At 65.3% G+C, this 13,007-nt stretch carries 9 protein-coding genes; 5 read left to right on the forward strand and 4 right to left on the reverse strand.

Going from position 1 to position 13,007, the window contains the following annotated elements; genetic code table 11:
- Positions 1 to 238: 238 nt before the first annotated feature.
- Together ABIB78_RS11380 and ABIB78_RS11385 are read right to left on the reverse strand one after the other, a co-directional pair.
- Positions 239 to 3,775, reverse strand: coding sequence for a hypothetical protein (locus ABIB78_RS11380; RefSeq protein ID WP_429024331.1), 3,537 nt, complete (start codon positions 3,773 to 3,775; stop codon positions 239 to 241).
- A 277-nt stretch (positions 3,776 to 4,052) separates the two neighbouring features.
- The gene (locus ABIB78_RS11385) at positions 4,053 to 4,640 is read right to left on the reverse strand and encodes a PadR family transcriptional regulator (protein ID WP_429024332.1); all 588 of its coding nucleotides are present in this window, start codon (positions 4,638 to 4,640) and stop codon (positions 4,053 to 4,055) included.
- A gap of 160 nt (positions 4,641 to 4,800) precedes the next feature.
- Here ABIB78_RS11385 and ABIB78_RS11390 point away from each other — a divergent pair, with 160 nt between their 5' ends.
- From ABIB78_RS11390 to ABIB78_RS11405, 4 genes are all read left to right on the forward strand, one after another.
- Positions 4,801 to 5,208: a nuclear transport factor 2 family protein gene (locus tag ABIB78_RS11390; protein WP_429024333.1), complete on the forward strand. Its 408-nt coding sequence runs from the start codon at positions 4,801 to 4,803 to the stop codon at positions 5,206 to 5,208.
- Positions 5,209 to 5,393: 185 nt separating this feature from the next.
- Positions 5,394 to 7,181, forward strand: a complete 1,788-nt coding sequence (locus ABIB78_RS11395; RefSeq protein ID WP_429024334.1) for an acyl-CoA dehydrogenase C-terminal domain-containing protein — start codon at positions 5,394 to 5,396, stop codon at positions 7,179 to 7,181.
- Between the two features lie 74 nt (positions 7,182 to 7,255).
- Complete coding sequence (locus ABIB78_RS11400) at positions 7,256 to 8,464, forward strand: acetyl-CoA C-acetyltransferase (RefSeq protein ID WP_429024335.1); 1,209 nt, start codon at positions 7,256 to 7,258, stop codon at positions 8,462 to 8,464.
- A 145-nt stretch (positions 8,465 to 8,609) separates the two neighbouring features.
- Positions 8,610 to 10,823, forward strand: coding sequence for a 3-hydroxyacyl-CoA dehydrogenase NAD-binding domain-containing protein (locus tag ABIB78_RS11405; RefSeq protein ID WP_429024336.1), 2,214 nt, complete (start codon positions 8,610 to 8,612; stop codon positions 10,821 to 10,823).
- A gap of 321 nt (positions 10,824 to 11,144) precedes the next feature.
- Here ABIB78_RS11405 and ABIB78_RS11410 read toward each other — a convergent pair whose 3' ends face one another.
- On the reverse strand, positions 11,145 to 11,372 hold the full coding sequence (locus ABIB78_RS11410; protein WP_429024337.1) for a hypothetical protein: 228 nt from the start codon (positions 11,370 to 11,372) through the stop codon (positions 11,145 to 11,147).
- A 297-nt stretch (positions 11,373 to 11,669) separates the two neighbouring features.
- Positions 11,670 to 12,287, reverse strand: coding sequence for a glutathione transferase GstA (gene gstA, locus ABIB78_RS11415; RefSeq protein WP_429024338.1), 618 nt, complete (start codon positions 12,285 to 12,287; stop codon positions 11,670 to 11,672).
- Between the two features lie 130 nt (positions 12,288 to 12,417).
- Here gstA and ABIB78_RS11420 point away from each other — a divergent pair, with 130 nt between their 5' ends.
- Complete coding sequence (locus ABIB78_RS11420; protein ID WP_429024339.1) at positions 12,418 to 12,942, forward strand: MarR family winged helix-turn-helix transcriptional regulator; 525 nt, start codon at positions 12,418 to 12,420, stop codon at positions 12,940 to 12,942.
- Positions 12,943 to 13,007 lie beyond the last annotated feature (65 nt).

The raw sequence follows: 13,007 nt of genomic DNA on the forward strand, positions 1-13,007 counted from the left end.
CCATTGGCGCGCGACTGCGCCTGTCTACACGGCGGAAGGGCGGAGGTATAGGACAGCGGCGCTCTTAGAGTCTGGCTCGAAGGCCATCAATGAAACCAGTACTTTCATCGGGCTCCGTCATGCCCGGCCTTGTGCCGGGCATCCACGTCTTTGCTTCAATCACGCAAGAAAGACGTGGATGGCCGGGACAAGCCCGGCCATGACGAAAAGAGCCATCTTCAGTTTCTAATAATCGAACTTAGTGTGCGGCCAGCGCCGCGGTCCGCTTCGACGGTTGCTTGGTGGGCTTCGCCGCCGCGGGCCGCGCGGGCGCGCCGTCCCAGCCGCCGGCCGGGGTCGGGACGTTGACCGCATCGCTCGGCTGCGGCTCGGCGGTGAAGGTCTGGATCGCGAGCTTCGCGGCGGCCAGCGACTGCGGGTCGAGCCGCTTGGCGATGTCGTCGCGCTTGTGGCCGGCGTCGGCGTCGCCCTGCGCGGCCGCCAGGCTGAACCACTTGAAGGACTCGGCGAGGTTCTGTTCGACACCGATGCCGCGGGCATAGAGGATGCCGAGGTTGACCTGGCTGTCGGCAACGCCGCGATCGGCCGCCTTGCGGAACCATTGCGCTGCGCTCTTGTAGTCGGCGCCCTTGCCGCCGCCATCGGCGTCGAGCACGGCGAGGTTATGCATCGCCTTGGCGTTGCCGCGCTCGGCGGCCTGCACATAGTAACGCCGCGCCATATCGAAGTCGCGCTTCACGCTGAGGCCCTTCTCGTAGAAGGTGCCGAGCCGGAACATCGCCGGCACCACGCCGGCCTGCGCCGCGCGGCCATACCATTTGGCGGCTTCGTCGGGATTGGCGGTGACGCCCTTGCCTTCGGCAAAGCGGATGCCGACCTCGTAGGCCGCGGCCGCATCGCCCCTGATCGCGGCCGTGCGCAGCGTCAGACCGCCGATCGCGTCGGGCAGCTTCTCACCCGCCGGAATCTGGATCGTGGCAAGCTTGCCGCCCAGCGGCGGCGCGGTTGGAATTGCGCCGGTGACGTCATTGGCGGCGGCCGGTGTCGCTGCGGCCTGCTCCGGCGCGGCAGCGGGTGCGGCCGCCGGCGGGATCGTTATCTGCGCGCTGTCGAGCGTGTTCGGCGTCGCGGTGTTGTTGGACTGGCGGCCGAGCGGGGTCGGCGAGGTCATCGACGGCCCGGGCACTGACGGCCCGGGCACGCCGGAAGGCCCGGCCGGAGCGGGGGCTGCCGAATTCTCGGCAGGCGGCTGCACGGGCGGGGCCGCCGGTTCGCTGTGCTCGATCGCCGGCATCTGCGGTGCGGAGCTGGTGTCGAGCAGGTTCATCGCCATCTTGGCGGTGCTAAGCAGGATCACGACCACGCTGGCGCCGACCAGCAGCGAGCGGATCTTGGAGGTGATGGTCGAAGGCTGCGCTTCGGTCGCGCCGGCCGCGGGCGTGCCAGCCTTGGCGGCAGCGGCCTTCGCGGCCTTGTCGGCCTTCTCCTTGGCCTTGGCGGCCTTGCTCGCTGCGCGCGTCGCCTTCTCGTTGACGGGTTGTGCGGCGGCGGCCTGGGCGGCGCGGCGCGCGGCGGCGATGAAGCTCGATGTCGAGACCGGCTCTTTCTTGCCCGCAGGAAGGTCGCTGATCGCACGTTCGGAATCTGCGATCCGCTCCGACGGCGACGACACGCGGCCCGAGGGGCGCGTGCCCGGTTCGAGCGGATGATCCGGCGGCAGTTCCGGGGCGATCGCAGCGCGTGCGGACGCCGCATGCGGTTCGAGGATCTCGCTGATCGCGCGCGGCGGCAGCGGCGGCGGAGCGGCCTCGACCGGCTGCGCGGCATGGAATTCGCGCGGCGCGGATATGAAGTGCTCCTGCGCCAGCGCAGGATTGGGCAGTTCGGGCCTGTACGATTCGGGTTTGGGCTGCGCGATCGGCTGCGGCATCGCCGCGCGCGGCATCTCCATCCGCGGCGCTTCCATCCGCGATTCGGCCGGCGCGGGGGCGGGCGGAGCCGGCAGCGGCGCGGTGCGGACCGTGCGCAGATCGTTCTCGATCATCGCCAGCCGATCGACGACATGGCCGAGCGTGTTGTGAACGGTCTCCAGCGAATCCTGGGTGCGGCGATCGGTCTCCGACTGGCTGAAGCGGATGTCGGACAGCTCGCGTTTCACCAGGTCGACGATGCCGCTGTCCATCATCGGCTGCGGCGACGAGGTGCTGGTGTTGTTGCGGGTGGCGTCGGCGAGCGAGGCGATATGGGCGTGCTGCGCCTCGAGGTGCCGCATGATGTCATGCAGCCCTTCCTCGACCCGGCCGAGATTGCCGGAACGCTGGTCGGCGGACTCCAGGCGCTCGAGCAGATACGAGACGCGCTGCTCGAGATGGGTGAATGCCGACGTGCTGTCGTTGCCGACCTGCAGGCGATCGATCCGCTCCGACAGGGTGCGCACCGCGCTTTCGATGGCGTCGGTATTGTCGTAGCCGGCCGGCCGCTCACGGCCTTCCAGCGATGAGGCCAGCGCGGCAATGCGCTGCTCGATCACGGCGAAAGCATCGCCATGCGTCTCGGCGCGCGACATCTGCGACAGCTGGTCGACCTTCGTCGACAGCGCATGCACGTCTTCGGAGAGCCGCAGCAGCGCATCGTTGGAGGCGACATTGGAGACGATGGCACGCAGTGCTGCGATCGCGCTCTCGAGCTGATGCACCGTCGACGGATCGTCGTTGGCGCGCAGGATCATGTCGAGCTTGGCGCCGAGATTGCGGATCGCCTCGTCGTAGCCGGTGAGCTGCTCGGCGGGCGTGAGCGTGCGCAGCGCCTCGCGGATTTCCGACAATGCGCGTTCGATGCCGGTGATCGCCTGGCCCTGGCCGTTGCTGCCTTCGTGGCGGATCTCGTCGATCCGGTGATGCAACGAGCGGATTTCGTTCTCGATCGATTCGATCGCGCGGCGCGGCATCGCCTCGGTGATGGCCTGGCGGATTTCCGCAAGCTCGCCACGGAAGGCCGCGATCGATTGCTCGACATGGTCGGGCCGCTGCAGCGCCTCGATCTGGCTCGTGATCTTGATCAGGTGCCGCTCGAGCGAGGAGAAGTCGGGCCCGGCCGGCGCAGCCGGCGGCGGCGCGTAGGCGGCCATCGGCGGCGCCGATTGCGGCATCGGCGGCGCGGTGCGCGGCGGCATCTGCCGTGCTGCTGATGCGTCGAGCTCGTTCTGGCGTGCGGCGATTTCCGCGATCGCGGAATCGAACGACGCCGGGCTCAGCGGCGGCGAGGGGCGGTAGACCTCGGCTGCGGCGCGCTCGACCGCCTCGGCCTGGCGCAGCCTCGCCTCCAGTTGCCGGTCCTGCATCTGCGGCTCGCGCTGTATCTGCGCCTCACGCATCGGCTGGGGCTGAGCCTCGCGGGCCGGCTGCGGTCGCGAAATTTGCGACAGCCGCGCGTCGAGGCGCGAAATCGCGTCGTTGAGCTGCCGTGCGACGGCGGGCTGGCCGCGCGGCACTTCGGCGCGCACGGCTTCGGCGCGCGACATTGGTTTTGCAATCTGTTCGATCTGGCGGGTGATCGCGTCGAGCCGCTGATGGATGTCGGCGACCTCGCGGCTTTCCCGGCTCGGCATCGGCTGCCGTTGCTCGGGCGTCATCCGCCAATCCGGCGGGCTGGGTTCGCCGACGGTGGAGTTGAGCCAGTCGTTCAGCGACATGCCGGCGCGGCGCGCCGCCGCCTCGGCCCTTTCGCGGACGGAGGGATCGATGCCGTCAACACTCCACGATACGCGCGAATTCATGATTCCGTCCGGTCCCGACTCCGGCGCTACACCCTGCGCCCGCAGCCTCCCCGCGCATTCCCGTTAAGAGACAATCGAATTCTGCGCTGGTCGTCTGCTTCAGCTGCTGACTTTTTCCCGTCACGGTAAATAACGGGTTAAGGAACGCGGTCAGCGGGCCTTAAAGTTAGGGAATTCGGGAACCCGTTGCGCCGGATCAGGACAGGCCTCTCGTTTTCAGGCAGAGCGGATTCCGCTTTGCGTGACGACATGCACAAGAGCAGGCTTGCGATTGTTTCTAGCCGTTGCCTTCGCGCTTGCCGTCGTCGAGCGGCACCACATTGCCGCGACTGGACATGGCCGAAAGCGCGTCGAGCGCCTCCTCACACCACTCCACCACTACGTGCTCGTGGCGCATTCCAAGGCGCAGACTGAGCATCTTGCCGACATCGGCAGGCGGCGCGGCGCCATCGGGAAAGCGCTTGTTGAGCAGGCGCTCGTAGCGCTCATAGCGGTCGCGGTGATGCTCCAGCCGCGCCATCAGGTCGTTGCGCAGCGGTTCGATGTCGACGCAGTCGAGCGCGTAGAGCCGGACCAGAAGATCGTCCTTGATCGAGGGCGGAACGCTCGGCCGCGCCGCCCAGTGCTTCAGCGCCGCGCGGCCCTCGGCCGTCAGCGTGTAAACCAGCTTGTTGGGCTTGCCGGATTGCACCACTTCGCGGCCCTGGACGTGGCCCTTGTCGCGCAGGCGGGAGAGCTCGCGGTAGATCTGCTGATGGTCGGCCTTCCAGAAGAAGCCGATCGAGGCGTCGAACGTCTTGGCGAGCTCATAGCCCGTCATCGGACGTTCCGTGAGGCATGCGAGGATTGCGTCACCGAGTGCCAACGCCCACCTCCATCTCAGTTCCCAGGAAGACCATTCTGAAGTTCGCTTGACATTATGCGTTACTATGCATATGCGTCAATATGCATATGATGATCGGTGTGCCGCCTTGTCGCGCGCCGATGTTTCAGGCTTCTTAAACCCCGCCGCAGGAGACGTCCGAATGAGCAAGCCGGGCCTCGACAAGTGGTACGCCTACATGAAGTCCCACGACACCGCCGCTCTGTGGGATCTGCTGCATCCCGACGCGGTGTTCGAAAGTCCGGTCGTGCACACGCCGCAGCGCGGCCGCGACATCACTTTCAAATATCTGACCAGCGCCGCCAACGTGCTCGGCGGCCCGACCTTCAATTATCTGGGCGAGTGGCGCAACGACACCGGCGCGGTGCTCGAATTCGAGAACGAGATCGACGGCATCAAGCTCAACGGCGTCGACATCGTCACGTTCGACGGTGACGGCCGGATCACGCATTTCAAGGTGATGGTGCGTCCGCTCAAGGCGATCAACCTGCTGCATCGGATGATGGGCGAGGAGTTGATGAAGCAGGGCGGCGCAACGTCGCAATCCTAGAGCATGATCCGGAAAAGCGTGCAGCGGTTTTTCCGAAACGATCAAGCTCAAACAACATCGCGTCTTAGTCTCGATAGCACCTGCCGCGGACCTCCCGAACCGGATAAGGTCCGCTGCAACAACCCCAAGGACAAGCTGCGCAGCATCGGTCGCGCGTGCGACCGCGAGCCAGCCGGGAGATCAGCATGCCAACCTACAAAGCCCCCGTCGAAGACGTCAGCTTTCTGTTGAACGACGTTTTCCAGATCGACCGCTACGGCAATCTTCCCGGCTTCACCGATGCGTCGGCCGATGTGCGCGAGGCGATCCTTGGCGAGGCCGCCAAGCTCAGCGAGGAGGTGTTGCAGCCGCTCAATCGCACGGGCGATCTCGAAGGCTGCAAGCGCAATGACGACGGCAGCGTCACCACGCCGAAGGGCTTCAAGGATGCCTTCAGGCGGGTCGCCGAAGGCGGCTGGCTCGGCCTGTCGGCGCCGACCGAATATGGCGGTCAGGGCCTGCCGGTGACGCTCTCGCAGGCGGTCAGCGAATTCCAGATCTCCGCCAACATGGCGTTCGCGATGTATGGCGGGCTGACCATGGGCGCGACCGCGGCGCTGCTGGTACACGGCACCCCCGAGCAGAAGAAGACCTATGTGCCGAAGATGGTCGCCGGCGAGTGGACCGGCACCATGAACCTGACCGAGCCGCATTGCGGCACCGATCTCGGCCTGCTCCGCACCAAGGCGGTTCGCCAGGCCGACGACAGCTTCAAGATCACGGGCACCAAGATATTCATCTCCGCCGGCGAGCACGATCTCGCCGACAACATCATCCATCTCGTGCTCGCACGCATCGAAGGCGCGCCGGCCGGCATCAAGGGCGTCTCGCTGTTTGTCGTTCCCAAGGTGCTGGTCAATTCCGACGGCTCGCTCGGGCAGCGCAACGGCGTCAGCTGCGGCTCGATCGAGCACAAGATGGGCATCCATGGCAATTCCACCTGTGTGATGAACTACGATAACGCCACCGGCTGGCTGATCGGCGAAGAGAACAAGGGCATGCAGGGCATGTTCGTGATGATGAACGAGGCTCGCCTCGGCGTCGCCGTGCAGGGCCTCGCGCAGTCCGAGGTCGCCTATCAGAACGCAGTCGCCTATGCGCGCGAGCGCCTGCAGGGCCGCTCGCTGACCGGCGTCAAGGCGCCGGACAAGCCGGCCGACCCGATCATCGTGCATCCCGACGTTCGCCGCACGCTGCTCACCATCCGCGCCTTCAACGAGGCGGCGCGCGCCATGGTGGTGTGGACCGCGCTGAAGAGCGACGTCGCACACCGCTCCAACGACGCTGGGGATCGCCAGGCCGCCGACGATCACATGGGCCTGATGACGCCGGTGCTGAAGGGCGTCTTGACCGACACCGGGTTCGCCAACACCGTCTCGGCCCAGCAGATGTTCGGCGGCCACGGCTATATCGCCGAGCACGGCATGGAGCAGTTCGTGCGCGATGCGCGCATCGCGATGATCTATGAGGGCGCCAACGGCATCCAGGCGCTCGACCTGGTCGGCCGCAAGCTGCCACGCGACGGCGGCCGCGCCGTAATGGCGTTCTTCGGCGAGGTCACGGCCTTCGCCAAGGAGCATGGCGGCGACGAGGCGATGAAGCCGTTCATCACCCCGCTCTCGGCCGCGCTCGGCCATTTGCAGCAGGCCACCGGCTGGCTGATGCAGAACGCGCTGACCAAGCCGGACAACGCCGGCGCCGCCGCGACCGACTACATGAAATTGTTTGGCCTCGTCGCGCTCGGCTATATGTGGGCGAAGATGGCCAAGGTGGCGCAGGACAAGGCCGCCGCCGGCACGACGCCCTATTTGAACACCAAGCTCGTGACCGGCCGCTTCTTCATGGAGAAGCTGTTGCCGGAGACCGCCGTGCATCTGGCCCGGATCCAGAGCGGCAGCGCCACCACGATGGAATTGGCCGCGGAAGCGTTCTGAAAAATTGCCGTCGCACACCCTGCGGCGGCGCTTCCTTTCGTCTATATTATGATCCTCATATCAAGGAGGGCGTCATGCCTGAGGCATACATCTACGATCACGTTCGTACCCCGCGCGGCCGCGGCAAGGCCGATGGCGCGCTCCACGAGGTCACGGCGCTGGCGCTCGCCACGGCGCCGCTGAAGGCGCTCAAGCAGCGCAACAATCTTCCCGAGGATTGCGTCGATGACGTCGTGCTCGGCGTGGTCGATCCGGTCGGCGAGGCCGGGTCCGACATCGCCCGTTTCGCCGCGCTCAACGCCGGTCTCGGCGACAAGGTGCCGGGCGTCCAGATCAGCCGCTTCTGTGCCTCCGGCCTCGATGCCGTGAACTTTGCCGCAGCCCAGATCATGAGCGGCCAGCATGAACTCGTGATCGGCGGCGGCGCGGAATCGATGAGCCGCGTCGGTATCGGCGCCTCCGGCGGCGCCTGGCCGATGGATCCCTCGATGGCGGTGCCGGCCTATTTCATGCCGCAGGGCATCTCGGCCGATCTGATCGCGACCAAATACGGCTTCTCGCGCGACGACGTCGACGCCTACGCGGTGCAGAGCCAGCAGCGCGCGGCCAAGGCCTGGGATGAGGGCCGCTTCAACAAGTCGGTGGTGCCGGTCAAGGACATCAACGGCCTCACCATCCTCGCCAAGGACGAGCACATGCGCCCGACCACGACGATGCAGTCGCTGGCGCAGCTGCAGCCGTCGTTCGCGGCGATGGCGGCGATGGCCGGCTTCGATGCGGTGGCGATCCAGTCGCACCCCGAGGTCGAGAAGGTCAATTACGTGCATCATGCCGGCAACTCTTCCGGCATCGTCGACGGCGCCGGCGCGGTGCTGCTCGGCAGCAAGGAGGCGGGCGCGAAACACGGCTTGAAGCCGCGTGCGAGGATCCGCGCGTTCGCCAATATCGGATCGGAGCCCGCGATGATGCTGACCGGCCCGGTCGACGTCACCGAGAAGCTGTTCGAGCGCTCCGGTATGAAGAAGTCGGACATCGACCTGTTCGAGCTCAACGAGGCCTTCGCCTCGGTGGTATTGCGCTACATCCAGGCCTTCGACATCGACAACGCCAAGATCAACGTCAACGGCGGCGCGATCGCGCTCGGTCATCCGCTTGGCGCGACCGGCGCGATGATCCTCGGCACCGTGCTCGACGAGCTCGAGCGCACCAACAAGGAAACGGCGCTGGTGACGCTGTGCATCGGCGGCGGCATGGGCACCGCCACCATCATCGAGCGCGTGTGACGACCGTAGGGTGGGTTAGCCGACGGCGTAACCCACCACGTCACCCCGAACAAAGGCGGTGGGTTACGCTTCGCTAACCCACCCTACGTGATCCAGATACAACCGCCGCGCCTGAGATCGGCTGCCGGCAGCGAGGGAGCACCACATGGCCTACAAGAATTTCAAGTTCGAGACCGACGCCGACGGCATTGCGCTCGTCACCTGGGACATCCCTGATCGTTCGATGAACGTGTTCGACGAGATCTCGACCCAGGAGATCGACGAGATCATCAAGCAGACGACCAACGATGCCGCGATCAAGGGCGTCGTGATCACCTCGGCCAAGGAGGCATTCTGCGCCGGCGCCGACCTCTCGATGCTCGAGGGCATGAACCGCAGCTATGCGCAGCTCCTGAAGGAGAAGGGCGAGGAAGCCGCGAACCAGATGCTGTTCGAGCAGAGCCGCCGCATGTCGCAGTCGTTCCGCGCGATCGAGACCTCGGGCAAGCCGTGGGTCGCCGCGATCAATGGGCTTGCGCTCGGCGGCGGCTTCGAGATCACGCTGGCCTGCCACTACCGTGTCGCGGCCGACAACCCGAAGACCCGGCTCGGCCTGCCCGAGATCAAGGTCGGCCTGTTCCCGGGCGCCGGCGGCACCCAGCGCGTGCCGCGCCTCGTGTCGCCGCAGGACGCGATGCAATTGCTGCTCAAGGGCGAGGCGGTCAATCTCACGCGCGCGAAGGCGCTCAATCTGATCCACGCCGTCGTGCCCGCGGCCGATTTGATCAAGGCCGCGAAGGACTGGATCAAGGGCGGCGGCAAGGCAGTCGCGCCGTGGGACGAGAAGGGATTCAAGCTGCCCGGCGGTCCCGTCTTCTCCAAGATGGGCATGCAGATGTTCCCGGCCGGCAATGCGATCTATCGCCGCGAGACCTACGACAATTATCCGGCCGCGCGCGCCATCATGAGCTGCGTCTATGAAGGCCTGCAGCTGCCGATCGATGCCGCGCTGCGGGTCGAGTCGCGCTACTTCACGAAGGTCCTGCGCTCGAAGGAAGCGGCTGCGATGATCCGCTCGCTGTTCCTGTCGATGCAGGAATTGAACAAGGGCGCACGCCGTCCGGCGGGCGTGCCGCCGACCAAGGTCAAGAAGCTTGCCGTGATCGGCGCCGGCTTCATGGGTGCCAGCGTCGGCTATGTCTCGGCGCAGGCCGGCATCGACGTCGTGCTGGTCGATCGCGACCAGGACAGTGCCGACAAGGGCAAGGGCCACGCCAAGACCGTGGTCGACGGGCTGATCGCGAAAGGACGCATGAAGCAGGAGGCCGGCGACGCCATCTTGGCGCGCATCTCGGCGACGGCCGACTACAACGTGATCTCGGACTGCGACCTCGTCATCGAGGCGGTGTTCGAAGACCGGAAGGTGAAGGCCGACACCTATGCCAAGGCGCAGTCGCTCCTGAAGTCGGGCGCGATCTTCGCCTCCAACACCTCGACCCTGCCGATCAACTCGCTGGCTGAGGAATTCAAGGACCAGGGCAAGTTCATCGGCATCCACTTCTTCTCGCCGGTCGAGAAGATGATGCTGGTCGAGATCATCATGGGCAAGAACACCGGCGACGTCGCGCTCGCGACCGCGCTCGACTATGTCCGCGCGATCGGCAAGACGCCCATTGTTGTGAACGATTCCCGTGGCTTCTTCGCCAACCGCTGCGTGATGCGCTACATCTCCGAGGGCAATGAGATGCTGCTGGAAGGCGTGCCGCCGGCGATGATCGAGAACACCGCCAAGATGGCGGGCATGCCGGTCGGACCGCTGTCGCTGCAGGACGAGGTCGCGCTCGACCTCGGCCTGAAGATCACCAAGGCGACCGAGGCCGATCTCGGCCCCAACGCGGTCGATCAGGCGCAGAAGAAGCTGATGGTCGAGATGGTCGAGAAGCAGGGCCGCTTCGGCCGCAAGAACAGCAAGGGCTTCTACGACTATCCCGAGAAGGGCAAGGGCCAGAAGAGCCTGTGGCCCGGGCTCGCCAATCTGCAGCCAAAGCAGCTCGATCCCGACACGCTCAGCGTCGAGGAATTGAAGCAACGCTTCCTGGTGGTGCAGGCGGTGGAAGCCGCGCGCACCGTCGAGGATCACGTCATCACGGACGTGCGCGAGGCGGATGTCGGCTCGATCCTCGGCTTTGGCTTCGCGCCGTTCACCGGCGGCGCACTGTCCTACATCGACTTCATGGGCACGAAGAATTTCGTCGCGCTCTGCCACACCTTCGAGAAGAAGTACGGCTCGCGCTTCACTCCGCCGAAGCTGCTCGAGGAGATGGCTGCCAAGGGCGAAACCTTCTACGGCCGCTTTCCGCCGAAGAAACAGGCGGCGTAAGCGTCGTCGCGCTCTGGCCCAAATCGCGCAGGATCAAGCCGGTCATCGATCCGACTTGATCCTGTTGCGTGACGGTCGCGCCGGTAAAACTCCCGCCACGCTTGCTCTGCACTGGCACCACGCGCTGCTGGCATCACTCTTGCTGGTTGATCGTCGAGACGATCACCAAGATGACGAGCAGGGGGGTGTCGTGCAATGCGTGCTGTACTCAAGGGAGGTGCCGCCGAGGCCGCGGGCAAGCATTCCGTCTCGCTGTCATCGCCACGACGCCTGAAACCGCTGCGCTTGCGAGGCAAGGGTCCTTCTTGGACCGGCCTGGTGCTACTCGTTCTGGCCGTGGATCTTGTGCTCGCGGCCGCGGCCTGGAATGCCGTCGATTTCTTCCGCCATTGAGCCGTCATTCTCCGGCGACAGCAAAGCGCCGGCAAGATAGGCGAACTGGTTGAATGCAAGGCAGGCGACGACGATCGGAGCGCCGGTGGCAAACGCAAAGCCGTCGGATTGGAGCACGATCGCCGCGAGCACCGCGATCAGCGGCGACACCAGCATCAATGTCCAAACTCGAAAGTACAAACTGGTTGCCAGCCCAACGAGGGTGCTGGTCAACAAAAGGGTAAAGGCAATCGTCACATTTTTAGACCAGTTGGAGCGGAGGGCGCGCCGCAGGTCATAGTCGGTCAGTTGGATAAGGACAGCAACGCCCTCTGCCGGAAGTACACCGACTTAGTCTTAACCGGTAGAATGCAGGTCAAATTGATTAGTTCCACCTCCGGTTGCCGAGAAAAGGGCCAATTAGAAAGAGCCGGATCCATCGATCCGGCTCTTTCGCTATCGTAGCGAGAGAGCTCAGGCAGCCTTGAGCAGGCCTTCCTTCTTCAGCGCTTCCTGCACCTTCGGGCGCGCCGCGACGCGGGCCTTGTAGGCCGTTAGATTCGGCAGGCTCGAGAGATCGAAGCCGAGCCGGTCGCTCGCCCACATGATCATGGTGAAGAGGTAGCCGTCGGCGACCGTGAACTGGTTGCCCATCAGGTATTCGCGTCCGGCAAGCTGGCTCTCGACGTATTTGAACTTGCCCATGGCGCGGTCCTTGAAGAAGGCCTTGGCGTCGTCGGCGAGCACCGGCGAGAACATCGGGCCGAGATTCTTGTGCAGCTCGGTCGTGATGTAGTTCAGCCATTCGAGCAGCTTGTAGCGCTCGTTGGAATCCCGGGCCGGCGCCAGCTTCTTGTCGGCGGCCTTGTCTGCGATCATCTGGATGATGATCGGCCCCTCGGTGACCATCTCGCCGGTGTCCAGCGCCAGCGCGGGCACCTGACCCTTGGGGTTCACTTGCAGGAAATCGTCGCCGTTTTCGAGCTTCTTGGCGCGCAAATCGACCTTGACGAGGTCGTAGGGCAGGCCTGCCTCGAGCAGGGCGATGTGGGGGGAGAGGGAGCAGGCACCGGGGGTGTAATAAAGCTTCATGGGGGTATTCCTTCCCTTGTTCTTGGCGTCCGGAGAGGGATTGCCTACATGCACCTGCATGAAATAGTCAAGATTGATGCAGATGCATTCAGTGCGGTACAGTCGGTTCCGGGACCCTATGAGCTAGACCATGAAACGCAAGCTATCGAGTGAGGCGACGGCCGCCTGGATCCGCCTGATGCGGGTGCCGAGCCGGGTGCTTGACTGCGTCGAGCAGGATTTGAAGAAGGCCGGCTTTCCGCCGCTCGCCTGGTATGACGCCTTGCTCGAGCTGTCGCGCGCGCCGTCGGGCGAGCTGCGCCCGGTCGAGCTCGAGCGGCAGATGCTGATCCCGCAATATTCGACCTCGCGGCTGATCGACAAGCTGGTCGACGAGGGGCTCGCCGCCCGGCGCGAATGCAAGATCGACAAGCGCGGCCAGTTCGTCGAGATCACCGAGGCAGGTCGCGAGCTCCAGAAGAAGATGTGGAGCGCCTATTCCTCGGCGATCGACAAGCATGTCGGCTCGAAATTGTCCGATGCCGACGCGGCCAGGCTGTGCGGTCTGCTCGACCGTTTGGGCTGCTCCTGCGGCGACGCAAAAAGCGACGCCAAGGTCGATACGAAGAGCGATACCAAGGCCGCGCCGGCGCGAGACGGCGTGCCTGCCCGATGATATTCCTGATCCCATCATCCGCGGCCGTTGTGGCCCACGGATGCCCCTGCCACCGCGCGCCTTCG

This window comes from Bradyrhizobium sp. I1.14.4 (assembly GCF_050435825.1).
GTDB lineage: Bacteria > Pseudomonadota > Alphaproteobacteria > Rhizobiales > Xanthobacteraceae > Bradyrhizobium.